Raw genomic sequence first — 25,302 nt, 5'->3', positions numbered from 1 at the left:
TCAGAAGGCCCATCCCAGGATGCCGGAGGGCAAGGACAAGCCGAGCCCCATGTCGAACGCGATGTAGGTGAGAGAGCTGATCGTCACGCCGACGAACAGGGCGAACAGCACGTTGCGCTGCCCGAAACCGCGGGCGATTCCCGTGAACAGCAGGGCAGCGGCGATGATCCAGCCCAGGATGCCGAGCAGGAACGCGAACGCGAGGAACGACCCCACGACCCAGGCGAAGGACCGCCAGTCCACCCCGACCGCCCGTTCGTCCGGCTCCGCGGCATCCGGGGTCCCGCCGATGGCGCGCACCGCGCCGATGCCGAGCACGATCGCGAAGACGTACAGGCCCGCCGCGATGATGCCGGGGAAGAACTGCGGACCGGGGAAGGCCGCGTTCGGGGGCACCCGCATCGTGACGATCCCGACGATGAGGTAGGTGGCGAACGCCGCGAGCACGAGCGGCATGGCCAGCGACTTGGCGAGACCGACGAGTCCCCCGCCGCGGCTGAGCCGCAGCCGGTTGCCGACGGTCGCCGACACGGACGTGGGGTTGTTCGCCGGCATCACAGGCCCATCTCCTCGTAGAGGCGCTCGATGCGCGTGCGCTCCTCGGCGAGGAACTCCGTGAGGTCGTCGCCGGTGATGATGCGCTCGGTCCAGTGGTACCGGGCGCGGGCGTCGGCCCACTCCGGGGTCGCCGTCGAGTCCAGGACGAGGTCCGTCAGCCCGGCGACCTGCTCGTCGTCGAGGCCGCTCGGAGCGGCGAGCATGCGCCAGTTGGTGAGGCCCATGTCGTACCCCTGCTCGACGGCCGTGGGGATGTCGATGCCGTCGAGGGGCTCGCTCGCGACCAGGGCCAGCGCGCGCAGACGCCCGGACTCGATCTGGTCGATGTTGTCGGGGTAACCGCCCGCCGCGGCCCGCGCCGTGCCGTTCAGCAGGGCCTGGATCGCCTCGCCGCCGCCGTCGGACGAGATGTAGGTCATCTCGACGGGAGGGATGCCGGCGGCGAGCGCCAGCTCGGCCACGACGAGCTGGTCGAACGAGCCGCCGCCGGTCCACGGCAGGGCGCGGGGGTCGGCCTTCCACGCCGCGACGAGGTCGTCGAGCGTCTGGAACGGCGAGCTCGCGGGGACGACGATGACGTCGTACTCCTCGACCATGACGGCCAGGGGCGTCACGTCGTCGAGCGTCGCCGCGGAGTCGAACTGCACGGTCGCCGCGAGCAGGCCGGTCCCGCCGACGAGCAGGTTGTTGGCCTGCCCGTTGAGCACCGAGACGTTGCCGAGGGCGATCGTGCCGCCCGCGCCCGGCATGTTGACCACCTGCACGTTGTTCACCAGGCCGTTGGCCTTCTGCGCCTGCTGCAGCTCGCGGGCGACGCCGTCCCAGCCGCCGCCCGCGGCCGCCGGGGCGATGATCGTCATCGAGGCGTGGATGTCGTCCCCCGCGGATGCCGAGGTGATCGAGCCGTAGGACGCGATCGCGATCGCCGAGACGGCGACGGCGCCGCCCAGGACACGGCCGATCCACCGGCGCCGGGCGGGGGGACCCGTCGGCGTGTGGTCTGGGACAGATGAAGGCGTAGGCTCCGTCATCACAACTCCTCCTTGCGAACGTCGTCGTCTCGCAGAATGTGATGACGCTCCCAGGAGGACGCCCGCGGCGCACCCCCCGCCCGCTTTGTGCTCATAACTCGCGTCAGAGAGGACCCGGCCGTGCGCGATGCCCGCTCGACCGCCGCGCGCGCGGCGCGGTGGGGACTCGTCGTGCTTCCTAGCGTCATCGTCCTCGCCGCGGTCGGCCTCACCACCGTCATCGCCGCGGGGGTGCAGGAGCGGCGGATCCACGACGACACCGCGCAGCGCGTCTCGGAGGTGGCCACGAGCATCGCCGAGCTCGACGAGGTGCGCGGCACCGTGGCATCCATGTCCCCCGCCGGGAGCGCGACGGACCTCGCGGATGCCGCCGACCTGGCGCCCGCGACGGCGGCGTTGCAGCCGCTCACCGACCTCATCGAACGGACCACCGGCGTCTTCTACGTCGTCATCACCGATGACGAGGGCGTGCGCATCACGCACCCGTCCGCGGACCAGCGCGGACGGCAGGTGGAGACCGCCAACGCGAGCGTCCTGGCGGGGACACCGTTCTTCGGCGTCGAGACCGGCCCCTCGGGCAGCTCGCTGCGCGCGAAGGTGCCCGTCCGCGACGGCGGGGACGTGGTCGGCATGGTCGCCGTCGGCGTCCTGCAGTCGAGCATCCTCACCGAGCGCGACGAGGCCCTGGGCGAGCTGATGCCGTGGGCCCTCGGCGCGCTCGTGGCGGGCACGCTCGCGTCGTCCGTCCTGGCCGCGCTGATCGAGCGGCGCTTCCGCCGCCTCGACGCCCTCGCCGCCGAGCAGGAGCAGACCGCGCGCACCATGGCCGCGCTGCGGGAGCAGGCCCATGAGTTCGGCACCCGCCTGCACGTCCTGCACGGTCTCGTCTCGCACGGCGACACGCAGGATGCCGTCGCCTACATCTCCGCGGCGATGCCGGGTCTCGAGCCGCGTCCGACCGCGGACAGCCGGCTCGGCGCATCCCTCGTGAGCGCGAGCGTCGAGGCTTTGCGCAGCGAGGTCGCGGCCCTCGGCGCGCGGCTGGAGACGCAGATCGACCCGGACGTCGCGATCGACGAGACGGTCGTGCTCATCCTCAGCAACCTCTGCCGGAACGCGGCCGAGGCCGGCGCCACGAGGGTGCGGTGCTCGCTCGCGCAGGTGGGTGGCATCCTCCACGGCGCCGTCGACGACGACGGCCCCGGCCTGGACCCGCGTGAGCAGGAGCGGGCGTTCGGTCTCGGCTTCTCGTCGAAGCCGGACCGGATCGGGACGGGGCGGGGCATCGGACTCGCCGTCGTCCGACGCGCGGTGACCGACCGCGGCGGCGAGCTGCTCGTCTCCCGCTCGGCGTGGGGCGGGGCGCGGTTCGCCTTCGACATGGAGGCGCGGGGATGATCCGGGTGCTCATCTGCGACGACGACGCCGCCGCGCGCGCCCTGCACGGCCGGTTCGTCGCCGCGGCGCCGGGCTTCGCGGTCGTCGGCTCCGCCGGGACCGGCACGGCCGCCGTGACGCAGGCGCAGGCGGGCGTCGACCTCGTCCTGCTGGACATGCGGCTGCCGGACATCAGCGGTGTCGAGGTGCTGCATCGGCTCCGCACGCTCGGCGCGGACGGCCCGGACGTCCTCGTCATCAGCTCGTCCCAGGACCAGGTGACCGTGCGGCAGGCGCTGGCCGCCCACGTCGTCGGCTACCTCGTCAAGCCGTTCACGGAGGAGGTGCTGCACCGGCGTCTCGAGGCGTACCGCGCGGAGCGCCGGGAACGGACGGATGCCGCCCGCGAGCGGCGTCTGAGTCAGGGCGACATCGACCGGCTGCTCGACACCGGGACCGTGCGGGTGCCCGCGCCGCGGGCGGCCCCGGCGCTGCCGAAGGGACTCGCGACCGTGACCCTCGACCGCGTGCAGGCGGCCCTGAACCCCGTGACCTTCGTCTCCGCCGAGGACGTCGCCGCGGCCAGCGGCGTGTCTCGCGCGACGGCGCAGCGCTACCTCGAGCACCTCGTCGCCGCGGGCGTCATCGACCTGGCGCACCGCTACGGCGCGCGCGGTCGGCCGCGGCTGCTGTACCGGCTCGCGCCGGCCGCGTCGGGGTGAGCCGGGGGCGTGGTCGCGGGCGGGTCGTGGGCGGGCGCCCGGCCGCGGAATCGGAGCGGGGCCGCGGAATCGGACCGGATCGGCTGCGGCGTCCGAATCTGCGGCCGTCATCCGATTCCGGCGCGGCCGGGCACCCGGCCGCGGAATCGGAGCGGGGCCGCGGAATCGGACCGGATGGGCTGCGGCGTCCGAATCTGCGGCCCACGTCCGATTCCGGCCGCGCCTCCGACGTGTCGGACCCGGCCGCCGCGAGGCCGCGGGTCAGAGGATGATGCCGTACTGGTCGACCAGCGCCGGCAGTTCCTCGTGCAGGACGCGCGACGCCTCCTCAGCGAGCGGGTTGGTCGAGACGCCGTTCTCGTTGACGAGCTTCCCGCCCACGTAGACCTGCTGCAGGTTGCGCAGGCCGCACGCCAGCACGTAGCTGCGGACGGGGTTCCACAGCGGCCCGACGTCCGGCTTGCGGGGGTCCACGACCACGAAGTCGGCGAACTTGCCCACCTCGAGGCTGCCGACGCGGTCGTCGACGCCCATGATCTCGGCCCCGCCGAGCGTGTGGAGGCGCAGCACGCGCTCCGGCATCATCGAGAGCGGGTCGTGGGTGCGGGCCCGCTGCATGAACATGCCGGTCCGCATGTTCTGCCACGGGTCGGCGACATCGGTGCACGCCTGGTCGTCGAGGCCCATGCCGACCTTCATCCCGGCATCCAGCATCTCCGGGACGTGTGCGACACCCGACGCGAGACGTCCGTTCGACGCAGGCTGCCAGGACATGCTGGCGCCGGCGGCGGCGGCATCCTGGATGATCTCCGGCGTCGTCTGGATGAAGTGGCCGAACATCATGCCCGGGCGGAGCGCGCCCGCGCGCTTGTAGAGCTGGAACTTCGACTGCTGGTGCTCGATGGCCTCGTACGTCTCGAGGAAGTGCGCCTGGTTGGTGACGCCGAACCGGTCCATGACCGCGACCTCGATCTCCGCGGCATCCGGTCGGGTCGACCACTGCACCTGGCCCATGATCGAGGCGCCCAGCGCGATGTCGGGATCCATGGCGAGCACGTGGTCGAGCGAGGCCTCGAAGCGGGCGAAGATCTCCTCGTCCGTGCCGACGGTGGCGTCCAGGGCGATCGAGTCGACGAAGCGGAGGCCCGCGTCGAGGCATCCGTCGCTCTGGCGCGTGTGCCAGGCGTGGTCGCGCAGGACGCCGCCGCCGTCGGCGCGCTTGCCCTCGACCATCGGCTCCCACGGCAGGAGGGGATCGGTGAAGTTGTAGGCGGTCGTGACGCCGTTGGCGAGGAAGTCGAACGAGCCGTGCAGCGTCGCCCAGTAGATGTGGTCCGGCGAGCCGTTGGTCAGGACGCTGAACATCGACGTGCACCACCCGTAGAGCGTCTGGTCGACGCCCAGACCGCGCGAGCCGCTGGTGAAGAGGTGGCTGTGCGAGGAGACGAATCCGGGAGCGACGAACTTGCCGTCGACGTCGAGGATCTCGTCGGCCGTGACGCCCGGGTCGGGGTCGCCGGCGCCGATCGCGGCAATGCGGCCGTCCCGCACGAGCATGTACCCGCGCTCGATGTAGCCGGGGTCGTCCGTCCCCGCGGGGACGGTGATCAGACGGGCGTTGAGGACCAGGAGCGACATGTTGATGACGGTAACAATCGCGTGTTTCGGCGGTGTTCCACGCGTGCGGCGGGGGTTTTGCGGGAGCCGCGGGCGGGGCTGCGGGGGCTGCGGGGTCTTGCCGGGCGGTGGCGCCCGCCCCGCGGCGACAGCTGGCGCTGCGGCGCGGCGGGCGGGCAGCGCCCCGCGGCGAGAACAGGCGATGCGGCGAGAACAGGCGGACGCGGCGCAGATCGCCCTGTCCCGGTGCCATCGCCTGTTCTGGCGGCGGCCGGCGGGGGGATGCTGAAGGGGCGCGACCCTTCGGCCGCGCCCCTCGGCTCCGACTCAGTCCTCGCCGACCGGTGACCACGCCCCCGTCGCCACCGGCTCCGAGACCGTCTCTCCGACGAAGCGCGCGAACCGGAAGTCGTCGAGCAGCGGCGACGGCGCGCCCGCGACGATCTCCTCGGCGACGAGCTCTCCGAGGATCAGCCCCAGCGTCGCCCCCGAATGCGTGAAGAGGGCGGACAGGTTCCGGATGCCGGGGACCTCGCCCACGGCCGGGTCGCCGTCCCCGGGAATTGGCTTGAGACCGGCCCCGACGCGGGACGCCGTCAGCGTGGGGTGACCGGCGAGCACGCGCGAGGCCTCCTCGAGCAGGCCCGCGACCGACTCCTCCGGCACCGTGAGCGAGCCGTCGTCGGCGACCCGCACCGACTGCTCGGCCCAGTCGGCATCCAGCACGAGACGCCCATCGGGCGTGGGCCGCACGGCGACGCGCGGGGTGTTGAGCACGGTCTGCACGGGCACGTCGACCGGGTCGGTGAAGAGCACGAAGGCCGCGGGGGTGGCATCCGGAATCGTCACACCGAGAGCGGCGAGGTCGGCGGGGACCGCGGGGCCGGTGGCGAGCACGACGTGGTCGGCCTCGATACGGCTGCCGTCCGCGAGCACGACGCCGGTCGCGACACCGTCCTGCACATCGACGCGCGCGCGGCCGACGTTCTCGTGAACGATCGCGCCGGCAGCGACGGCGTCGGCCACCAGCGCGGCGATGAGGTCGGGCATGCTCACCCATCCCTCGCCGGGGTTGAAGATGGCGCCCTCGGCGGCCACGGAGTCGGGGTCGACATCGGGGGCGATCGTGGCGATGTCGGCGCGCTCGACCCAGACCGCGTCGTAGCCGTTGCGGCGCTCGAAGTCGAACGTCTCGCGGAAGCTCTCGTCGGGTCCCGCCCACTTGAGGGCTCCGTCGAAGCGCAGGTACCGCTCGCTGCCCGGGTGGTGCGCGCCCCATGAGCGGTAGCGGTCGATGCCCACGATGCGCAGGTAGTGGTAGGCAGCGGAGCGGTCGCCGGAGGAGTTGAGCCAGGCGATCGAGCGCCCCGAGGCGCCGCTGGCCCAGGAGCCCTCGGTGAGCAGGGTGACGCGTGCGCCGGCGCGGACGAGGTGCGCCGCAGTCGAGACGCCGAGGATGCCCCCGCCGATGACGGCGACGTGCGTGGGAGTGGTCATGAGGATGTCTTTCTCTCGGGGGAGGATCAGGCGGTGACGGATGCCGCGGCGTGCACGCGCTCGATGATCTCGAGCACCGCGACGGCATCGTTCGGGTCGACGGGCAGCGGCCCCTTGCGGCGGAGGGCCGGGGCGAGAGCGCGGTAGAAAGCGCCGTAGTCGCCCGCGAGGGTGGGGTGAGTCCGCGTGTCGTCGCCCGCGCCGACAGTGCCCCAACGCTCCTCCGGAACCTCGCCGAAGCCGGGATCGCCGGGGAGGGCGCCCGCGATCAGCGCAGGTTCCTGCGGGTCGAGGCCCCAGCTGGTCCAGCCGGCGAGCGAGCCGAGCACGTGGAACCGCGGGCCGCTGAGCGGAGCGACGGCGCTCATCCACAGGTGCGACGTCGTGCCCGAGGCGTGCCGCAGGGCGACGAACACGTCGTCGTCGGCCGCGGTGGCCTGCCGGCGACGGTGCACCTCCGAGGCGACGTCGTCGACCGGACCGAACAGCTGCACGGCCTGGTCGATGAGGTGCGTCCCCAGGTCGTACAGGATGCCGCCGCCCTCGGCCACGTCGGCCTCGGTCTTCCACGAGGACGACGGGTCGGGATTCCACCACTCGAAGCGCGACTCGAAGCGCCGCACCTCGCCGAGCTCCCCGCTGTCGACGAGGGCGCGCAGGGTCCGGAAATCGCCGTCCCACCGACGGTTCTGGAACACGGTGATCGTGCGGCCGAGACCTTCGGCACGCGCGATGAGCGCACGGCCCTCCTCGGCGGTCACGGCGAAGGGCTTGTCGACGACGACATCGAGGCCGGCATCCAATGCCCGTTCCGCCAGCCGGGCGTGCGTGCCGCTGGGCGAGCCGATGACGACGAGGTCGAGCTCGTCGGCTGCGGCCCACACGGCCTCGACGTCGGAGATCACCCGGGCGGACGGATGCCGGGACTCGGCCTCCGCGCGACGCTCGGGGTTCGCGGTGACGATGAGGTCGAGCCGGTAGTCGGGGTCGGCGTCGAGGAAGGGGGCGTGGAACACCCGCCCCGACACGCCGAACCCGATGACCGCGGTGCGGAGGGGGGCGCTGTCGGTGTGCGCCGTCATCACAGCACCTCCGACAGGAAGCGCTGCAGGCGCGGGCTCTGCGGCCGTTCGAACAGGTCGGCGGGGGCACCCGCCTCGACGACGCGGCCCTCGTCCATGAAGACGACCTGGTCGGCCACCTTCCGTGCGAAGCCCATCTCGTGCGTGACGACGAGCATCGTCATCCCGCGCTGCGCGAGGCCCGCCATGAGGGTGAGCACGCCCTTCACCAGTTCGGGGTCGAGGGCGCTCGTCGCCTCGTCGAACAGCATGACCTCGGGCTCCATGGCCAGGGCCCGCGCGATCGCGACGCGCTGCTGCTGGCCGCCCGACAGGTCGCGCGGACGGTGATCGCTGCGCTCCGCCAGGCCCACCTCGGCGAGACGCTCGGCGGCGATCCGCCGCGACTCGGACGCCGAGAGCCCCTTCACGTGGCGTACGGCGAGCGCGACGTTCTCGAGCGCGGTGTGGTCGGGGAAGAGGTTGAAGTGCTGGAACACCAGGCCGATGCGCCGGCGCACGGCATCCGGCTTCTGCGTCAGCACGCTCTTACCCGCCAGGAGCACGTCGCCCGACTTGGGCTCGTGGAGGCGGTTCACGCCGCGCAGCAGCGTGGACTTGCCCGAGCCCGAGGGGCCGATGATGCAGGTGGTGGTGCCGGGCTTGACCTCGAGGCTCACCCCGCGCAGCACGTCGATGTCGCCGTACGCCATCGTGAGATCGCGGAGCTCGAGGCTCGAGCCTTCGTAGAGGTGCCCGTCGGTGACGGGGACCGGGGAGGTGTACGTCATGTGTTCGCTCCGTAGGTCAGGGCGGGGCCGGGGGTGGTCTCCTCGACCTCATCGAGGCCGCTCTTGGGCGGGGTCGGCTTGCGCCGGCCGGTGCGGAAGCGGTTGTCGAAGTAGTTGACGAGGTGCGTCAGCGGAACCGTGATGACGAGGTACAGCACGCCCGCCGCGACGAGCGGCGACAGGTTGCCGGTGAGAACCGCGGCATCCTGTCCCACCCGGAAGAGCTCGCGCTCCGACACGAGCAGACCCAGGAAGTACACCAGCGAGGAGTCCTTGACGATCGCGATGAACTGGTTCACGAGCGCGGGCAGCACCCGCCGCACACCCTGGGGCACCACGACCAGGCGCATGGCCTTGCCGTAGCTCATCCCCAGGGCGCGGCACGCCTCGAGCTGACCGCGGTCGACGCTCTGGATCCCGGCGCGGAAGATCTCGCCGATGTACGCCGAGGCGATGAGCGACAGGGCCAGGATGCCGAGCGGATACGGTGACGGTCCGAACAGCTGCTGGCTCAGCCGGGCGAAGCCCTGACCGATCAGCAGGATCGTGAGGATCGCGGGGAGCCCCCGGAAGACGTCGGTGTAGATGCGCGCCGGGGTGCGCAGCCACCGCGAGGGCGAGATGCCCAGGATGGCCACGACCATGCCCAGCACGATCCCGATCACCGTGGCGCAGACGGAGATGACGAGGGTGTTGACGAGGCCGGTGCCCAGCAGCTGCGGAAGCACCTGCGCCATCGCCTCGAAATCGAGGAACGTCTTGACGAGGTTGTCGAGCCAGTCCATCGGGGGCTCCTTTCAGATGGCCGCGAAGCGGCCGATCAGTTGCTCGCCGACGGCGAGGGGCTCGAGGTCTGCTCCGACGAGGGCAGGTACTGCTCCGGCATCGGCGAGCCCGGGAACCACTTCTGGTACAGCTCCTTCCACGTGCCGTCCTCCATCGCGGCGTGCAGACCCTCGTTCAGGGCGTCCTTGAACGCCTCGTGGTCCTTGGCGATGGCGAAGCCGGCGGGGGCGTCGAACGAGGGGATGTCGATCGCGTTCACCAGGCCGTACTGGGCGGCGTACTCCTTGGCGGCCTCGTAGTCGAGGAAGTGCGCGTCGATGGAGCCGCTGTTCACCGCCGAGATCGCCGAGTTGTTGTCGGGGAAGCGCACGAGCTCGGTCTCGGTGAAGTTCTTCACGGCGTAGGCCTCCTGCAGGGTGCCCTGCACGACGCCGAGGCGCTTGCCGGCGAGGCCGTCGACGTCGTCGATGCCGGCGGACGGGCTCGCCATGACCGTCAGGTAGCCGGCGAGGTAGCCGTCGGAGAAGTCGACGGTCTGCTCCCGCTCGGCCGTGATGCCGATCGCGGCGACGCCCACGTCGAACTGACCGTTGGACACGGCCGCGAGCAGGCCCGAGAAGTCCTGGCCGGTGAAGACGACGTCGTCGATGCCGATGCGCGACGCGACGTCCGTGAACAGCTCGACGTCGAAGCCGGTGAACTCACCGTTCTCGTCGGTGAACGTGTAGGGCTTCGAGTCGCCGAGGCTGGCGACGCGGATCTGTCCCGGCGTGATGAGGCCGTACGGGTTGTCCTCGCCGGACGACGAAGCGGCGGTGCCGCTGCACGCGGTGAGGGCGATGGCGGCAGCGGCGGCCAGGGCGCCGACGAGGGTGCGACGCAGGTTCTTGCGGGTGATCACGGTGGGTCCTCTCGGATGCGGGGAGGTGGTGCACGGGATGACGCGACGGGGCGGGAGGCGCGGATGCGTCGCGGGTGGAGCGGCGGTGCTGTGGTGGTGCGCGGTTCCGGAAGGCGGTGCGGGGTGGTGCGACGCCTGGCGGCCCCGAGGTGCAGTCGTGATGCGGGTGGTGCGATGGAGCGGCGGTGCTTCTCGACCTGAGACCGGTCTCAATCCGGTAGGCTGAGACCGGTCTCAATTGGTTTCCCGCAACGTACGCCAAGATGGCGGGGATCGTCAACTCACGACACCGGAAGCGAAGCGATGTCTCACGACAGCGACACGGGTACCTCCCGCCGGGAGGTGACGGTCGCCGACGTCGCGGAGGCCGCCGGGGTGGCGAAGGCGACCGCGGCGCGTGCTCTCGGCGATTACGGCGCCGTGAGCGACAGCGTGCGCGACCGAGTCCTGACGGCCGCCGATCGTCTCGGCTACCGCCCCAACGCTCTGGCCCGCACGATGAGCACCGGCCGGTCGAACACCCTCGGCATCGTCGTCGGCGACATCGAGAACCCGTTCTTCGCGCAGGCCACCCGGGGCGCATCCGACGTCGCGAGCGCCGCCGGGCTGGACTTCATCCTCTCCAACTCCGACGAGGACCCGGGCGTCGAGGCGCAGGCCATCGCCGTCCAGCTCGCCAAGCGCGTGGACGGCCTGCTGCTGGCCCCCGCGTCGTCCACCGACCCGTCGAATCTCCGCAGCGTCCTCGACGCCGGGCGCCCCGTCGTGCTGTTCGACCGGGTGGTCGAGGGCGTCGAGGTGGATGCCGTGATCGCGGCGAACCGCAGTGGAGCCCGCACCGCGACGAGATTGCTCCTGGATGCCGGCCACCGGCGCATCGCGATGATCTCGACGCTCGAGCACGACGACGTCTACCGCGCCGGGGCGATGCTCACGATGTCGTCGGTCGCCGAGCGCGTCGACGGGTTCGTGAGCGCCCTCGCCGAAGCCGGTGTCGCCGATCCCGCGTCGTTCGTCCATCTCAACGCGCGCCGCGACGGTGTCGACACCATCGCGCGGCGGCTGCTGACCGACGGCTCCGGGATCACGGCGGTCATCGGATCCGACAGCCTCATCGCATTGCAGGTCTTCCGTGTCGCGCGAGAGCTGGGGCTCGGCATCCCGAACGATCTGTCGCTGATCGCCTTCGACGACGCCGACTGGACGTGGGTGTCGACCCCCGGTGTCACCGTCATGTCGCAGCCCATCCATGAGATCGGCGCGGAGGCCGCTCGTCTGCTGCTGCGTCGCGTGCGGGGCGATGCGGGCCCGCCCGTGGTGCGCGTGCTGGACCAGAAGCTCATCGAGCGGGGGTCGGTGGCGCCGCCGCGGTGACGCTGCTGCCGCCGCCGCGCCGAACTCCGGAGAAACCGGCGGCGGGAACTCGCGCGGTCGGGCCTCGGCCCGGGAAGACGGGGAACCCCCGAGCCCGGCACGGCGCTCCGCGTCAGAACTCAGGAGTTGGGCGAGCCCCGCGCCGGGTGCGCCACCCACCGGCGTCGCCGTCGATGCAGGAAATGTTCGTGGCGGCAACATCGCCGAAACGCGGCCTGCCTACGCTCGGCACTGCTGCAGCTTCCCGGAGGTGGACATGATCACGGCCGGCATCCCGTTCGGTCCCGACGTCGTCGAGACCGTCGCGCTCGTCGACGACCCGCTGACGCCGATGCGGCGGTCGCCCGTCGACGTCGCGCGCCGTGCCCACGAGACGGCGGCGGACTGACATGGACATCACCACCGTCACGTCGTATCGCGCCGCCCGCACCCGCGCCGACCTCGCCCTGCGCCCGGGAGAGGTCGTCATCGCCGGCGGGACCTGGCTCATGAGCGAGCCGCAGCCCGAGACCACCGGCTTCGTCGACCTGACCACGCTCGCCTGGCCCGACATCGAGATCTCCGCCGACGGCCTCCGCATCGGCGCGACCTGCACGATCGCGCGTCTGCTCGCGTGGGTGGAGCGCGAGGCCCCGGCGGACTGGACGTCTCTCGCCCTCGCCCGGCCCGCCGCCGATGCGCTGCTCGCCTCCTTCAAGATCTGGAACACCGCCACCGTCGGCGGCAACGTCTGCCAGGCCTTCGCGGCCGGGGCGATGATCTCCCTCTTCTCCACCCTGGATGCCACGGCGGTGGTGTGGACGCCCGACGGTGGCGAGCGCCGGGTCGCCGTCGCCGACCTGGTGATCGACAACCAGGCGACCTCGCTCGCACACGGGGAGGTGCTGCGCGCGCTCGACGTCCCCGCGCACGCGCTGCGGTCGCGGGTCGGCCTGCGCAAGATCGCGCTCGCCGAGCTCGGCCGTTCCGGCGCCGTCGTCACCGCCCGCGTCGACCCGGACGGTGCCGCCGTGTTCGTCGTGACCGCCTCCGTGCGCCGGCCGCGCGTGCTGCGGTTCGCGCGTGTGCCGGGACCGGGAGAGCTACGGGATGCCGTGGCCTCGGCCACCGATTTCTACACCGACCCGCTGGGCAGCGCCGACTGGCGCCGCGGGGTGAGCGTCGTTCTGGCCGAGCGGCTGCGCACGCAGTTCGCGAAGGAGGCCGCCGCGTGAGGTTTGAGGTCAACGGGGCCGTCGTCGAGACGGATCCCCGTCCGGGTCAGTGCGCGCGGACGCTCCTGCGCGAGACCGGCCACGTCGAGGTGAAGAAGGGCTGCGACGCCGGCGACTGCGGCGCGTGCTCGATCCTCCTCGACGGCGAGCCGACGCATTCGTGCATCGTGCCGGCCATGCGGCTGGACGGGCGGTCCATCACCACGGCGGCGGGCCTCGCTCCCGGCGACGAGCTCCACCCGGTGCAGGAGGCTCTTGCGACGGGCTTCGGCTTCCAGTGCGGATTCTGCACGCCGGGCATGAGCGTGACGGCATCCACGCTCACCGCCGACGACCTGCCGGACCTCGATCGCCGGATGAAGGGCAACCTCTGCCGCTGCACCGGGTACCGGCCGATCCGCGAGGCGATCCGCGCGTCGGTGCTCGGGCCGGTGCGCGAGACCGGCGGCGCCGCGTCCGGCGGCTCCGCCTGCGTGACCCCCGCAGCTCCCGAGGCTGCGCGCTGCAGCGATGGCTTGGCGCAAACGCACGCCGAACCCGGCGCCGGGCGTACATCTGCGCCAAGTCACGGCCATGGCATCCCCGGGGCCCCCGGCGATGGCTTGGCGCAAACGCACGCCGAACCCGGCGCCGGGCGTACATCTGCGCCAAGTCACGGCCATGGCATCCCCGGGGGAGGAAAGGTCGGCAGCTCCGTCGTTCCCGAGGCCGCCCGCCGGATCGTGCAGGGACGCGAGCCGTACACCTTCGACGAGCCCGTGCCCGGCGGGCCCCCGCTGGTGCTCCGCGTCGTCACGTCGCCGCACCCGCACGCGCGGATCGTGTCGATCGACACGGCCGCCGCCCTCGCCGTCCCGGGCGTCGTCGCGGTGTTCACGCACGAGGACGTCCCGGACGTCCGCTACTCCACCGGACGCCACGAGCACCGCACCGACGACCCCGACGACACGCGCATGCTCGACGACGTCGTGCGGCACGTGGGGCAGCGCGTCGCGGCGGTCGTCGCCGACACGGCGGAGGCGGCGGACGCAGGATGCCGCGCCGTCACGGTCGCATACGAGGTCCTGCCCGCCGTGTTCGATCCGGAACAGGCCCGCACGCCCGGCGCTCCTCTCCTGCATCCCGACCGCACGCCCGAGGAGCGGGTGATGGATGCCGGCCGGAACGTCGTCGCCGGATTCCACCTCGGCCACGGCGGCGACATCGACGCGGCCCTCGCGGCCAGCCACACGACGGTGACCGGCGAGTGGCGCTCGTCGCGCGTCACGCACGCCGCCCTGGAGACGCACGGCGCGGTCGGCTGGCTCGACGACGACGGCCGGCTCGTCGTCCGATCCTCCACGCAGGTGCCGTTCCTCGTCCGCGACGAGCTCGCGCACATCTTCGACCTCGCGCCCGACCGCGTCCGCGTCTACGCCCCCCGCGTCGGCGGCGGCTTCGGGGGCAAGCAGGAGCTCTTCACCGAGGACCTCACCGCCCTGGCGGTGCTCGCCCTCGGCCGGCCGGTCGCGTACGAGTACGCGCGCACCGACCAGTTCGTCCGCGCGTCGCTGCGGCATCCGATGCGCGTCCGGGCGACCCTGGGAGCGGACGCCGACGGCACCCTCACCGCCATGAAGCTCGACGTGCTCAGCGACACCGGCGCCTACGGCAACCACGCCATCGGCGTGCTGTTCCACTCGTGCGCGGAGTCGACGACGCTGTACCGCGTCCCGACGAAGTGGATCGACGCCGAGGCCGTGTACACGAACAACCCGCCGTCGGGCGCGTTCCGCGGGTACGGCCTCGGGCAGGTCGTCTTCGCCGTCGAGTCGGCAATGGACGCCCTCGCCGTCGAGCTGGGCATCGACCCCTTCGATCTCCGCCGCCTCAACGCGGTGCGCGAGGGCGACTCGCTCCACCCCGATGTCGGCGAGGAGTCGCACGAGGAGGACCTCGTCTGGGGCAGCTACGGGCTCGACCAGTGCCTCGACCTGGCGCAGGACGCGCTGCGGCGCGGCAACGGCGTCGACGCCCCCGCGGGATGGCGGGTCGGTGTGGGCATGGCCGCGGCGATGATCGCGACGATGGCCCCGCGCGGACACATCGCGCACACGACGGCGACGCTCCGCCCCGACGGGACCTTCCTGCTGCGGGTGGGCACAGCGGAGTTCGGCAACGGCACCTCCACCGTGCACCGGCAGATCGCGGCGACCGTCCTCGATGCCGCGCCCGACCGACTGGAGCTGTGGGCCGCCGACACCGACGCCGTCCGGCACGACACGGGAGCGTTCGCGTCGGCCGGGACCACCGTCGCCGGCAAGGCCCTGCACGCCGCGTGCACCGTGCTGCGCCGTCGGATGATCGACATCGCCGCGGAACTCGTCGGGGCGGATGCCGCGGGGGCCACGCTCGTGGCATCCGGGGTCCGCGTCGGCGACGAGGTCGTCCCGTGGGCGCGCGTGATCGCGGCCGCCCCGGCGGATCAGGTGGATGCCACGGGTCTCACTGCCGACGGTGCCGAGTTCGGCGACTTCCGCTCGCTGGCGTTCAACGTGCACGCGGTGCGGGTCGCGGTCGATCCGGAGACCGGGACGGTGAAGGTGCTGCAGTCGGTGCAGACCGCCGACGCCGGCGTCGTGATCAACCCGGCGCAGTGCCGCGGGCAGATCGAGGGCGGCGCCGCGCAGGCCCTCGGCGGCGCGCTGTACGAGGAGGTGTACGTGGAGGACGGCGTGGTGCTGAACCCGGTGTTCCGCACGTATCGGGTGCCGCAGTTCGCGGACGTGCCGGACACCGAGGTGTACTTCGCCGAGACCGACGACAGCCTCGGCCCGTTCGGCGCGAAGTCGATGAGCGAGTCGCCGTACAACCCGGTCGGCGCGGCGATCGGCAACGCCGTGTCCCGCGCGCTCGGGCGGCGGGGATACGAGCTCCCCTTCTCGCGCGACCGCGTGTGGCGGCTGGCCGGCGGCGCCGGGGCCCCACCCGCTACCGTGTGGCCGATGGCCGGCGAATCCTCACCCGCTAGCGTGTGACCGGCGGCGGCGGGTCCCCACCCGCTACCGTGTGACCGGCGGCGCCGCCCCGCCGACGACCGAGAGGCCGCTGTGACCGCATTCCCGCCCCTTCCCCCGCCTCGGGCCGAGGGCGAGAGCCTGCGAGTGCAGCACGGTCTGCTCCGTCATGTGCGTGAGGCCGCGGCATCCGGCGCACCGCTCCCGGGCGAGCTCGATCTGACCGCCCGGCTGGGCTGCACCCGCCAGCAGCTGCGCCGCGCGATGGCCGCACTCGAAGCCCAGGGGATCGTCCGGCGGCGTCAGGGGTCGGTCACGACCGTCGACCCGATCGCGCTGCGTCTGAGCGTGCGGCTGGAGGAGCAGTTCGACCACGCCGAGCTGCTGGACCGGCTGGGGTACCGGGCGGAGGTGGAAACCCTCGCGGTCCGCCAGGTGGAGCTCGGCGCCGACTCCGCGGCCGTGATGGAGCTCGCCCCGAGCACCCCCGCCCTGGGCGTCCGCAAGCGCTGGCGGGCCGACGGCACCGTGGCGATGATCGCCGACGACGTGGTGCCGCTCGCGGGGGAGATGCCGGAGGATGCCGCGGAGTCGGTCTTCACCGTCGCCGCGCGCGTCTGGGGCGAGCCGATCATCTGGGAGGTCGCCACACCGGGGGTCTTGGCGCTCGATCCCGCCCTGGCCGACCTCTTCGAACGCCCCGTGGGCACCCCCGTCATGACCCTGGAGGTCATCGGCATCGGTGCCAGCGGCCGGCGGCTGCTGCACAGCCGGGAGTATCACGACCCGACGCTGGTGTCCTACGCCGTCGTGCGCACGGTCCGCCCGCCGTGGGGCGGGGCGGCGCGGCCGCCGCGGGGCTGACGGCCCGGGGGCTCCGGCCTGCCGCGGGGTCCGACTCGGACCGCTCCGACAGCGACCAGGGCTTCTGGGTCTGCGGCGCGACCGCCTCAGACCCAGAAGCCCTCGTGCGCCCGGGCGGCCTCGTCCTCGAGCAGAGGCCCGACGACCTCGATCGTCCGCTGGCCGCGGGCGAAGACCTCGCGACAGGGCAGCGAGAAGGTCGGGTTCTCGGGGTGGTCTCCGGTCAGCACCAGCAGACGCTCCTCGGACAGGGCGTAGACGACCCGATCGATGCCGCACCAGTAGACCGCCCCCGCGCACATGGCGCACGGCTCGGCACTGGTGAAGAGGGTGGTCCCCGCCATGTTGTCCGGTCCGAGCGCGCGGAACGCGGCCGCGACGGCGCGCATCTCGGCGTGCTGCGTGGGGTCGCCCTCCGGGGGAAGCGAATTGTTGCCGGCGGAGCTCACGACCTCGCCGGCCGCGGTCACCACGATGGCGCCGAACGGGTGGGCGCCCTCGTCGCGGGAGCGTTCTGCGACCGCGATGCTCTGGCGGACGAACGCCAGATCAGCCGGGGCGAGGTCGTCGGTGTGGTCGGTCGTCACGGGGCTCCTTGTGAACAAGTCGGGTGGGGCGAGGGGGATGTCTCCCATCCTGTCCGCCCTGTGTTGCAGTGTCATTTCGCAGGGCGAACGGTTCGGGCCCCACTTGTCGACAAGTGCCGGACGGGGTGAGAGGGGGCGTGTCCCACTTTGTGCAGGGAACAGCCCTCCCACCTGCACGAAGTGGGACATGCCGGTCCGGGCCGGCGCGGGGTCAGAGGGGCGTCGCCGTCCCCCGCACATGGATGCCACCGGATGCCGGGACCTCGACCTCCAGCACGCTCGGCCGGCCGATGTGCCGACCCTGCCGCACGGTGAAGCCGAACGGCGCCGGGACGCCGACGCGGTCGCGAAAGTACGCGCCCAGCGAGGCCGCGGCGGAGCCCGTGGCGGGGTCCTCGGTGATGTCCGCGACGGGGAACAGATTGCGCGCCTCGATGACGACGCCGTCGGCGATGTCGGCGTCGACGTGCACGACGATGACCGTGCCCTTCCAGCCGCGTTCGTCGAGCAGGGCGCGAACGGCGGCCGGGTCGAAGGCGAAAGAGTCGAAGACGACGCGGGAGGCGATCGCGACCACGGGGTGCAGGTTGCCGGCGAAAGACTGGGCGAGCGGCATCCGGTCGTCCAGGTCGTCCCGGGTCAGTCCGAGGAGCGTCAGCAGGCGGTCCGCCACGTCGTCCTCGAGGTCGATGACGTAGGGCTCCACGCTGGTGAACCCGGCGGTCACGTGCCCGTCGTCGGCGCGGGCGGTGATCACCTCCACCGTTCCGGCCGCGGTGTCGAAGAGGAACGCCCCGGGGCCCTCCGCCTCGGCGAGCGCGACGGCGGTCGCGATGGTGGCGTGCCCGCAGAACGGGACCTCGGCGTCGGGAGAGAAGTAGCGCACGTCGACGCGCCGTCCGTCCCGGGCCCCGACGAAGGCCGTCTCGGGATGTCCGAGGTCGGCCGCGATGCGCTGCATGTCGGCCACGGTGAGGGTCCGCGCGTCGAGGACGACGCCGGCCGGGTTGCCGCCGCCGGGTTCGGCGGCGAAGGCGAGGAGCTCGAGCAGGGCGGGGGCGTCGGTCATCCGTCGATTCTCCCGCTCTCGCAGCGATAGGCGAGGGGCCACCGGCCGACGCGTGGACGTATCGGTCAGCGAGGCTCGGCGGCGAGGTGCAGCACCGCCTCGGCGAGGGCCTGGATGCCGACGGCGACGTCGTCGCCGGAGACGGCCTCGTCGGGATGGTGGCTGATGCCGTCGGGGTTGCGGAGGAAGAGCATGCCGACGTCGGTGATCGCGCCGATGGACATCGCGTCGTGTCCGGCGCGGCTGAAGAGCGTCGGGGCCTCCCCGCCGATGCCGGCGCGGACGACGTCCTGCAGCAGCGGGGCGCAGAACACGGCGGGGGCGCTGTGCACCTCGCGCGCCTGCCAGCTCAGCCCGCGGCGTCCCATGATGGCATCCAGCTCCCGGGCGATCTCGTCCCAGGTGTGGTCACGGGTGTCGTCGAACTCGCCGCGCAGGTCGAGGGAGAAGTGCGCCTCCCCCGGCACGACGTTGACCGCTCCGGGGAACGCCTCCAGCTGCCCGACGGTGCCGACGATGTGGTGCTCGCCGCGGCAGATGCGTTCGACGGCGAGTGCCGCCTCGCTCGCCCCCAGCAGGGCGTCGCGGCGCATGTCGTAGGGGGTGCCGCCGGCGTGGCGCGCCTCCCCTTCGACGATCAGCTGGAACCGGCGTGCCGACGCGATCGACGACACCGCGGCGAGCGCCTGGCCGCTGCGGTGCAGCTCCGGTCCCTGCTCGATGTGGGCTTCCAGGTAGGCGACGAGCTCGTCCGGTCGCCGCGCGGCCTCGCCGACGCGCCCCGGGTCGAGACCGAACTCGCGGAACGCCTCGCGCAGGGTCACGCCGTCCTCGTCAGCGAGATCCCACCACGACGCCTCCCATTGCCCCGCGACGGCGGAGGAGCCGAGCAGCGCCTTGCCGAAGCGCGTGCCCTCCTCGTCGCTGAAGGCGATGACCTCGAGCGCGAACGGGAAGGGACTGGATGCCACCCCGTCGTCGTCCCGTCGACGGACGAGCCGCACGACCTCGAGCGCCATGAGAACGCCGATGATGCCGTCGAAGCGGCCGGCATCCGGAACCGTGTCGAGGTGAGATCCGAGGAGGAGCGCCGGGGCGTCGGGGATTCCGACGGGCGCGAGGCGTCCCACCTGATTGCCCGCGGCGTCCTGCCGCGTCGTCATCCCGAGCTCGCGCATCCATTCGGCCGCGAGCCGGTTCACGCGGGCGTGCTCGGGCGAGAGGTAGACCCGCGTGATGCTCCCGGGCGTGGACGTGACGCGCGCGAGCTCCTCGCACCGGGCCATCACGCGCCGGGCCGCCGCCGCGATGAGCTCGGGCGGCACCTGCAGGCGCGTGGCGAGCGCCATCAGAGGGCCGCTCCGTAGACGTCCTGAGCCGCCTCGACGCCGCCGCCCGCGGGGACCGCCGCGCCGTGCCGGCGGAGGACCGCCTCCAGAGCGGCGAGCGTGGTGAGAACGGCGTCCGTGCGGGCGTTGTATCCCATCGTGCCGATGCGCCAGACCCGGCCGTGCAGGGGCCCGAACGAGGTGCCGATCTCGATGCCGAAGTCGGTCAGCAGCTCGGCCCGCACGGCGTCGCCGACGACGCCCTCGGGGATCTCGACCGCGACGACGTTGGTCATCTTGTGCGCGACGTCGCCGAAGACGGTGAGGCCCAGACCCTTCACCCCGGCGAGCATCGCGTCGCCGTGCAGGCGGTGGCGGTCGATGACGGCATCCCGACCCTCGAGCAGGAGGACGCGGGCGCATTCGCGTGCGCCGTACAGCATCGTCGTGGCCTCGGTGTGGTGGTTGAGGCGCCGCGGACCCCAGTAGTCGAGGATCATCGCCAGGTCGAAGTAGTTGGAACGGATGAAGTCGGACGACACGGCGTCCCCCTCCTCGCGGATCCCGGCCTCGACACGGGCGCGCGAGCGCGCGACCTCGACGGCGCGCTCCGACAGGCTGATGGGCGCCGAACCGGACGGCCCGCCCAGGCACTTCTGCAGGCCCGCGGTCGCGGCATCCAGTCCCCATCCGTCCATCTCGAAGGGGTTGCCGCCGAGCGAGGCGGTGGCGTCCGTGTAGAACAGGGCGCCGTGCGCGCGGCAGATCTCGCCGATCTCGTCGAGCGGCTGCAGCATCGTGGTGGACGTGTCGCCCTGGACGCAGGCGACGAGGTGCGGCTGCACGCGCTCGATCGCCTCGCGGATGGCGGAGACGGGGAACACCTGCCCCCACGGCACCTCGATCGTGTGCACCTCGGCGAGCGCGCGCTCGGCGATCTCCGCCAGAAGGTGGCCGAACCGGCCGAAGACGGGGACGAGCACGCGGTCGCCGGGGCGCACGAGCGACACGATCGCCGCCTCGATGCCCGCGCGGCTCGTGCCGTCGATGAGCAGCGTGGCCTCGTTCCGGGTGCCCCAGACCTGGCGGTAGAGCTCCTGCGTCTCGTTCATCGTCGAGGTCATGAACGGGTCGTACTGGCCGACGAGCGGCGCGCCCATCGCCCGCAGGACGCTCGGGTAGGCCGAGATCGGTCCCGGCCCCATGAGCAGGCGGGCGGGCGGGTCGATCGGGCCGGGGATGGTGCTGTTCACGAGATCTCCGTGGGACGAGAGCGGATGGATGCCACGAGTGCGGCGACACGTCGGGCGAGGCGGACGAGGGCGATGTCGGTGCCGGCGCGCGAGACGAGGCAGACGCCGACGGGCGCGGGGCCGGCAGCGGTCGGCAGGGTCAGCAGCGGCACCGAGATCGACGGCAACCCCGCGACGGCGGCGGGCGCCGTCATGCGCAGCGTCGCGGACCGCGCGGCGTCGATGTCGGCGGTGCGCTGGGGCGCCGGACCGGGAACGGTCGGGAACAGCATCACGGCCCCGTCGACGAGCTCGGTCAGGTGCGCGGCGATGGACTCCAGCTCGCCCCGCGCGGCGGACTCCTCGGCGGCGGTGATGCCGGACGCGAGGCGGAAGCGGTCGGCGACGGCGGCACCCATGGCGTCCGGGTGGGCGCGCACCCAGTCGCCGTTGTTGCGCCACGCCTCGGCTCCCTGCACGATGCGGAACGCAGCGAAGGCCGCATCCAGGTCGCCGGTGTGGACGGCGCGGAACGACGGCGGGTCGTCCGAGGCGGAGAGCGCCGCCAACAGGCGCGAGAAGGCCTCCCGGGTCGCGGGCTCGGCGCACGCGAGGATTTCGTCCGGCACGAGGAAGCGCCACGGCAGGTCGTCCTGCGAGGCGCCGAGGACGTTCTCGGTGGATGCCGAGGAGTCGTAGCTCAGGCACCAGTCGGCCACGCGCTGCAGCGTCTCGCCGTCGCGGGCGAGCCACCCGATCGTGTCGAACGACTGCGCCAGCGGCAGCATGCCCTGACGCGGGACGAGGTCGTGCGTCGTGCGCAGTCCCCAGAGGCCCTGATAGGAAGCGGGGACTCGGATGGAGCCGGCGGTGTCGGTCGCGAGACCGATGTCGGCGTGCCCGGCGGCGACGGCCGAGGCGGGTCCGCTGGACGAGCCGCCGGGCAGCGCCCCGACCACCGCGCCGTTGGGCGGGGTGCCGTAGTGGACGTTGTCGCCGGCGATCGAGTAGGCGAACTCGTCGGTGCGGGCGATGCCGCGGAGGGAGGCTCCGCCGCGCAGCAGATCGGCGACCGCGGGCGCCGTCGCCTTCTCGGGGCGCGCCTCCTCCAGGAACGCGGGGTTGCCGGCGCCGATGCGGAATCCCGCGATCGCGAAGAGGTCCTTCACCGCGACGGTGAGCCCGGCGAGCGGGCCCTCCCACGCGCCCTGCAGGAACGGGTCGCCGACACTGCGCCAGATCGTGCGGTCCAGGGCGGGCGTCCGGGGCGTCACGTGCGCGGCCGTGATGAGCCAGTGCCCGTCGATCCGCTTCCACACCTGCGTCTGCAGGCCCCGACCCCCGCCGTGGAAGCGCGAGACCGACACCAGCAGGGCGACGTCGCCGTCGCTGCTGGGACCCCCGACGGCGGCGGTGGAGAGCGGGCGGTAGTGGATCTCGGAGATCTCGCGCGGCGGCACGCCCCCGCGCAGCGAGCGGAAGCCGCTGATGGCGTCGTGCCCGACGAGCAGCCCCGCCGCGTCGCCGCGCAGGGTGTCCGTGCCCGGGGCGAAAGACGCGTCGAGCGCATCGAGGTCGTTCGCGATGATCGCGCGCTCGTACGCGTCGAACGCCGCCTTGAGGTCGTCGGGCAGGGACGGGTGCGGCCCGGTGGACGGAGCGACGGGCGCTGCCGGCGCCGCGACGGCGGAGTCCTCGCTGCGGAGCGTCATCAGGCCTCCTCTCGGCCGGGGACCTCCGGCGTTCCGGCGGCCTCGCGCGCAGCAGTCGGCGTCCCCTCGCGGAGCGGCTCGGGTTCGACGGCGGGGACGCCCGCGAAGTCGGACTCGCGGATGCGTGCGTGGACACCCGAGACGATGTCGACGACCTGCGAGATGTCGAAGTCCGTCGCGGCGCTGAGATACGCGTAGGCCAGGTGCTCGTCCATGCCCCAGCGGCCGTCGATCAGGGCGAGCGACGCCCGCACGCACGCACGCATCGCGGCATCGAGATCGGGATCGAGGCCGGTCGGCACGAGGTATTCGGGGGTACGGACGAGCGGTCCGGTGACCTCGCCGAATGCCGCGCGGGCGGCATCCGCGGGGATGACGTCGAACCGCAACGTGGCCCGCAGCGACGCCTCCAGCGCGGTGAGCGCGACCTCGCCGTCGCCCTGCGCGAAGTGCGGGTCGCCGACGTAGGCGAGCGCCCCCTCGACCTGGACGGGCAGGAACAGCGTCGTCCCCTCCACGAGCAGGTTGATGTCGATGTTGCCGCCGTGCGTCCCGGGCGGGACGGAGTGCGGCCGGTCGTCGCCGGCGACGGCGACGCCCATGGTGCCGAGGAACGGCGCGAGCGGGAACGCCACGACCGGTTCGGCGCCCGCGGCCACGGGCAGCGTCCCGTGCAGCACGCCGTCGCGCACGGCCACCGCGGAGAAGACGCTGACGTTGCGCTCGCTGCGGGGCAGCTCACCGACCAGGGCGCCCTTGCCGTGACGGTTCGAGATGACGCCGTACGGCACGCGCGGGACCAGCGCCTCGACGGTGATCCGCAGCAGATCGCCCGGTCGCGCACCGCGCACGTGCACGGGGCCCACGACCACGTGCGGACCGTCGGCGAAGGGGTCGCGGGCGACGGATGCCGCGATCTCGATCGCGTCGTCGAGGACCTCGTCCGCGGGGACGCCGTGCCCCGCGAAGAACCCGCGCGGGTCCTTGCCCTGGTCGTCGAGGATGCCCTCGTGGCTGACGGTGTCGAAGGTGACGCTCTCACCGGAGGCGATCTCGAGGACCGCCGCGTCGGAGGCGCAGGGCAGTCGGCCCCACAGCACGGTCTCCGGGGTGGCGCGCACGTAGTGGTCGCCGGGGATGGGGCCCACCCCGGGCTGCAGGATCGGCACCGGTCCGGCCGCCGGGCGGGAGACGGCGTTTCCTGTGGACCCGGCCACTGCGGTCTCGGCGGCGCTCACGCGTCCACCACGGAGGCCGCGCTCAGCAGCTCCCGTCCCGCACGACGCGTCACCGCGTCTCCCCGACGGTAGACGGGCTCCCCGCGCAGCCAGGTCTCGCGGACCACACCGGTCAGCGTCTGGCCGTGCCACGGCGAGACCGGGTTGCGGTACTCGAGGGCGGCGGCATCCACGACGAACTCCTCTTCGGGGGCGAAGACGGCCAGGTGCGCCGGCGCGCCGGGGGCGATGACGCCCAGACCATCGAGTCCGGCGATGCGGGCCGGGCCGGTGGTCAGCAGCGGGAGGAGGGTGGATAGCGGGATGCCGCGGGACAGCGCGGCCGTGTGCACCGACGAGAGCCCCGTCTGAAGTCCCGCGATGCCGCCCCAGGCGAGCCCGAAGTCGGGGTTGCCCTTCAGCTCGGCCGTGGCCGGCGAGTGGTCGCTGACGATCGCGTCGATGGTCCCATCGACGACGCCCGCCCAGAGGAGGTCGCGATTGCCGGCGCCGCGGATGGGCGGGCAGCACTTGAAGGCGCCCGCGCCGTCCGGCACCTCCGCGGCATCCAGGGTCAGGTAGTGCGGGCAGGTCTCGACGGTGAGCCGGACGCCCTCCGCCTTCGCCGCACGTACGTCGTCGAGCGCCTCGCCGTCGGAGACGTGCACGATGTGCGCTCGAGCGCCCGTGCGGCGCGCGGCGTCGATGACCCGCCGGATCGCCGCCCGCTCGCTCATCGGCGGGCGGCTGGCCTCGAAGTCCCGGTAGCGCGGGCCGAGGGCGCCCTCGTCGTGAAGGTGGGCGGGGTCCTCGGCGTGGACGATGAGCAGGCCGTCGAACTCCGCGAGCTCGGCGAGGCATCGGTCGAGCTGCTCGGCATCGAGGTGACCGAACTCGTCGATCCCGCTCGGGGACAGGAAGCACTTGACGCCCACCACGCCGGCGTCGGCGAGGGCCCGCAGGGAGCCGAGGTTCTCCGGGACGGCGCCGCCCCAGTAGGCCACGTCGACCGCGAGCTTGCCCACGGCCGCGGCGCGCTTGGCATCCAGGGCCTCCACCGTCGTGGTGACGGGCGAGCTGTTGAGGGGCATGTCGACGACCGTCGTCACTCCCCCGGCCGCCGCGGCGGCGGTGCCGGTGGCGAATCCCTCCCACTCGGTCCGACCGGGCTCGTCGAGGTGCACGTGCGAGTCGACCAGGCCGGGCAGCAGGACCTCGTCGTCGGCCAGCACCCGGTCGGCGGCGGGGTCGAAGGGCGTCACCGCGGTGATGACGCCGTCGTCGACGACGACCGTCGCGGGAGAGAAGACCCCGTCGACGAAGACCCGTCGGGCGGCGATTCGTGTGCTCATGCCGACCACGCTATGC

Annotated in this window: 22 protein-coding genes; 7 read left to right on the top strand and 15 right to left on the bottom strand. The window is 72.8% G+C overall.

What is annotated here, in order from left to right; all coding sequences use genetic code 11:
* A complete protein-coding gene (locus MRBLMI1_RS14945; protein ID WP_367734177.1) occupies positions 1-555 on the bottom strand; it encodes a tripartite tricarboxylate transporter TctB family protein in 555 nt (184 codons plus the stop codon).
* On the bottom strand, positions 555-1,589 hold the full coding sequence (locus tag MRBLMI1_RS14940) for a tripartite tricarboxylate transporter substrate binding protein (RefSeq protein ID WP_367734223.1): 1,035 nt from the start codon (positions 1,587-1,589) through the stop codon (positions 555-557). The genes MRBLMI1_RS14945 and MRBLMI1_RS14940 overlap by 1 nt, the downstream gene beginning before the upstream one ends.
* A 120-nt stretch (positions 1,590-1,709) precedes the next feature.
* On the opposite strand from MRBLMI1_RS14940, the gene MRBLMI1_RS14935 reads away from it, so the two are divergent.
* Positions 1,710-2,987: a sensor histidine kinase gene (locus MRBLMI1_RS14935; RefSeq protein WP_367734175.1), complete on the top strand. Its 1,278-nt coding sequence runs from the start codon at positions 1,710-1,712 to the stop codon at positions 2,985-2,987.
* Positions 2,984-3,688: a response regulator gene (locus MRBLMI1_RS14930; RefSeq protein WP_367734171.1), complete on the top strand. Its 705-nt coding sequence runs from the start codon at positions 2,984-2,986 to the stop codon at positions 3,686-3,688. Before MRBLMI1_RS14935 ends, MRBLMI1_RS14930 begins: the two co-directional genes overlap by 4 nt.
* Before the next feature lie 261 nt (positions 3,689-3,949).
* Here the strand turns inward: MRBLMI1_RS14930 and MRBLMI1_RS14925 are convergent, their stop codons facing one another.
* The 6 genes from MRBLMI1_RS14925 to MRBLMI1_RS14900 all read right to left on the bottom strand — a co-directional run bounded on the left by MRBLMI1_RS14925 (position 3,950) and on the right by MRBLMI1_RS14900 (position 10,338).
* Positions 3,950-5,326 carry an amidohydrolase family protein gene (locus MRBLMI1_RS14925; RefSeq protein WP_367734167.1) on the bottom strand — a complete coding sequence of 459 codons (1,377 nt, stop codon included), beginning with the start codon at positions 5,324-5,326 and terminating at the stop codon, positions 3,950-3,952.
* Positions 5,327-5,632: 306 nt separating this feature from the next.
* Positions 5,633-6,802, bottom strand: coding sequence for an NAD(P)/FAD-dependent oxidoreductase (locus tag MRBLMI1_RS14920; protein ID WP_367734165.1), 1,170 nt, complete (start codon positions 6,800-6,802; stop codon positions 5,633-5,635).
* Positions 6,803-6,828: 26 nt separating this feature from the next.
* Complete coding sequence (locus MRBLMI1_RS14915; RefSeq protein WP_367734164.1) at positions 6,829-7,884, bottom strand: Gfo/Idh/MocA family protein; 1,056 nt, start codon at positions 7,882-7,884, stop codon at positions 6,829-6,831.
* The gene (locus tag MRBLMI1_RS14910; protein ID WP_367734162.1) at positions 7,884-8,654 is read right to left on the bottom strand and encodes an amino acid ABC transporter ATP-binding protein; all 771 of its coding nucleotides are present in this window, start codon (positions 8,652-8,654) and stop codon (positions 7,884-7,886) included. Before MRBLMI1_RS14910 ends, MRBLMI1_RS14915 begins: the two co-directional genes overlap by 1 nt.
* Positions 8,651-9,439 (bottom strand): amino acid ABC transporter permease, encoded by a 789-nt coding sequence (locus tag MRBLMI1_RS14905; RefSeq protein WP_367734160.1) that lies wholly within the window; start codon positions 9,437-9,439, stop codon positions 8,651-8,653. The genes MRBLMI1_RS14910 and MRBLMI1_RS14905 overlap by 4 nt, the downstream gene beginning before the upstream one ends.
* 35 nt (positions 9,440-9,474) lie before the next feature.
* Entirely contained in the window at positions 9,475-10,338 is an 864-nt protein-coding gene (locus MRBLMI1_RS14900) for an ABC transporter substrate-binding protein (protein ID WP_367734222.1), read from the bottom strand.
* Positions 10,339-10,644: 306 nt separating this feature from the next.
* On the opposite strand from MRBLMI1_RS14900, the gene MRBLMI1_RS14895 reads away from it, so the two are divergent.
* From MRBLMI1_RS14895 to MRBLMI1_RS14875, 5 genes are all read left to right on the top strand, one after another.
* Entirely contained in the window at positions 10,645-11,715 is a 1,071-nt protein-coding gene (locus MRBLMI1_RS14895; RefSeq protein ID WP_367734158.1) for a LacI family DNA-binding transcriptional regulator, read from the top strand.
* Positions 11,716-11,965: 250 nt separating this feature from the next.
* Complete coding sequence (locus tag MRBLMI1_RS14890) at positions 11,966-12,103, top strand: hypothetical protein (RefSeq protein WP_367734155.1); 138 nt, start codon at positions 11,966-11,968, stop codon at positions 12,101-12,103.
* Between the two features lies 1 nt (position 12,104).
* The gene (locus MRBLMI1_RS14885; protein ID WP_367734153.1) at positions 12,105-12,929 is read left to right on the top strand and encodes an FAD binding domain-containing protein; all 825 of its coding nucleotides are present in this window, start codon (positions 12,105-12,107) and stop codon (positions 12,927-12,929) included.
* On the top strand, positions 12,926-15,946 hold the full coding sequence (locus MRBLMI1_RS14880) for a molybdopterin-dependent oxidoreductase (protein ID WP_367734151.1): 3,021 nt from the start codon (positions 12,926-12,928) through the stop codon (positions 15,944-15,946). Before MRBLMI1_RS14885 ends, MRBLMI1_RS14880 begins: the two co-directional genes overlap by 4 nt.
* Before the next feature lie 72 nt (positions 15,947-16,018).
* Positions 16,019-16,789: a GntR family transcriptional regulator gene (locus MRBLMI1_RS14875; protein WP_367734149.1), complete on the top strand. Its 771-nt coding sequence runs from the start codon at positions 16,019-16,021 to the stop codon at positions 16,787-16,789.
* 86 nt (positions 16,790-16,875) lie between these two features.
* On the opposite strand, the gene MRBLMI1_RS14870 is transcribed toward MRBLMI1_RS14875, so the two are convergent.
* The 7 genes from MRBLMI1_RS14870 to allB all read right to left on the bottom strand — a co-directional run bounded on the left by MRBLMI1_RS14870 (position 16,876) and on the right by allB (position 25,286).
* Positions 16,876-17,376: a nucleoside deaminase gene (locus tag MRBLMI1_RS14870; protein ID WP_367734147.1), complete on the bottom strand. Its 501-nt coding sequence runs from the start codon at positions 17,374-17,376 to the stop codon at positions 16,876-16,878.
* A gap of 211 nt (positions 17,377-17,587) precedes the next feature.
* Entirely contained in the window at positions 17,588-18,445 is an 858-nt protein-coding gene (locus MRBLMI1_RS14865) for a PhzF family phenazine biosynthesis protein (protein ID WP_367734145.1), read from the bottom strand.
* 65 nt (positions 18,446-18,510) lie between these two features.
* Positions 18,511-19,794, bottom strand: a complete 1,284-nt coding sequence (locus tag MRBLMI1_RS14860) for an allantoate amidohydrolase (RefSeq protein WP_367734143.1) — start codon at positions 19,792-19,794, stop codon at positions 18,511-18,513.
* Complete coding sequence (locus tag MRBLMI1_RS14855; protein ID WP_367734220.1) at positions 19,794-20,978, bottom strand: pyridoxal-phosphate-dependent aminotransferase family protein; 1,185 nt, start codon at positions 20,976-20,978, stop codon at positions 19,794-19,796. Before MRBLMI1_RS14855 ends, MRBLMI1_RS14860 begins: the two co-directional genes overlap by 1 nt.
* A 44-nt stretch (positions 20,979-21,022) precedes the next feature.
* Positions 21,023-22,717 (bottom strand): AtzH-like domain-containing protein, encoded by a 1,695-nt coding sequence (locus tag MRBLMI1_RS14850; RefSeq protein ID WP_367734141.1) that lies wholly within the window; start codon positions 22,715-22,717, stop codon positions 21,023-21,025.
* On the bottom strand, positions 22,717-23,934 hold the full coding sequence (locus tag MRBLMI1_RS14845) for an acetamidase/formamidase family protein (protein ID WP_414685917.1): 1,218 nt from the start codon (positions 23,932-23,934) through the stop codon (positions 22,717-22,719). Before MRBLMI1_RS14845 ends, MRBLMI1_RS14850 begins: the two co-directional genes overlap by 1 nt.
* 17 nt (positions 23,935-23,951) lie before the next feature.
* Complete coding sequence (gene allB / locus MRBLMI1_RS14840; protein WP_367734139.1) at positions 23,952-25,286, bottom strand: allantoinase AllB; 1,335 nt, start codon at positions 25,284-25,286, stop codon at positions 23,952-23,954.
* Positions 25,287-25,302: the final 16 nt, after the last annotated feature.

Origin of the sequence: Microbacterium sp. LMI1-1-1.1, from assembly GCF_040815675.1 — a bacterium.
Taxonomy (GTDB): domain Bacteria; phylum Actinomycetota; class Actinomycetes; order Actinomycetales; family Microbacteriaceae; genus Microbacterium.
Note: the sequence above shows the minus strand (reverse complement) of the source record. Positions and strands in the feature narration are given on the sequence as shown.

Coding starts and splice junctions, on each gene's coding strand:
- MRBLMI1_RS14850 (WP_367734141.1), bottom strand. CDS start 22,717: ATGACGCTCCGCAGCGAGGACTCCGCCGTCGCGGCGCCGGCAGCGCCC.
- MRBLMI1_RS14940 (WP_367734223.1), bottom strand. CDS start 1,589: ATGACGGAGCCTACGCCTTCATCTGTCCCAGACCACACGCCGACGGGT.
- MRBLMI1_RS14925 (WP_367734167.1), bottom strand. CDS start 5,326: ATGTCGCTCCTGGTCCTCAACGCCCGTCTGATCACCGTCCCCGCGGGG.
- MRBLMI1_RS14915 (WP_367734164.1), bottom strand. CDS start 7,884: ATGACGGCGCACACCGACAGCGCCCCCCTCCGCACCGCGGTCATCGGG.
- MRBLMI1_RS14945 (WP_367734177.1), bottom strand. CDS start 555: ATGCCGGCGAACAACCCCACGTCCGTGTCGGCGACCGTCGGCAACCGG.
- allB (WP_367734139.1), bottom strand. CDS start 25,286: ATGAGCACACGAATCGCCGCCCGACGGGTCTTCGTCGACGGGGTCTTC.
- MRBLMI1_RS14905 (WP_367734160.1), bottom strand. CDS start 9,439: ATGGACTGGCTCGACAACCTCGTCAAGACGTTCCTCGATTTCGAGGCG.
- MRBLMI1_RS14865 (WP_367734145.1), bottom strand. CDS start 18,445: ATGACCGACGCCCCCGCCCTGCTCGAGCTCCTCGCCTTCGCCGCCGAA.
- MRBLMI1_RS14860 (WP_367734143.1), bottom strand. CDS start 19,794: ATGGCGCTCGCCACGCGCCTGCAGGTGCCGCCCGAGCTCATCGCGGCG.
- MRBLMI1_RS14920 (WP_367734165.1), bottom strand. CDS start 6,802: ATGACCACTCCCACGCACGTCGCCGTCATCGGCGGGGGCATCCTCGGC.
- MRBLMI1_RS14855 (WP_367734220.1), bottom strand. CDS start 20,978: ATGGGGCCGGGACCGATCTCGGCCTACCCGAGCGTCCTGCGGGCGATG.
- MRBLMI1_RS14895 (WP_367734158.1), top strand. CDS start 10,645: ATGTCTCACGACAGCGACACGGGTACCTCCCGCCGGGAGGTGACGGTC.
- MRBLMI1_RS14910 (WP_367734162.1), bottom strand. CDS start 8,654: ATGACGTACACCTCCCCGGTCCCCGTCACCGACGGGCACCTCTACGAA.
- MRBLMI1_RS14930 (WP_367734171.1), top strand. CDS start 2,984: ATGATCCGGGTGCTCATCTGCGACGACGACGCCGCCGCGCGCGCCCTG.
- MRBLMI1_RS14885 (WP_367734153.1), top strand. CDS start 12,105: ATGGACATCACCACCGTCACGTCGTATCGCGCCGCCCGCACCCGCGCC.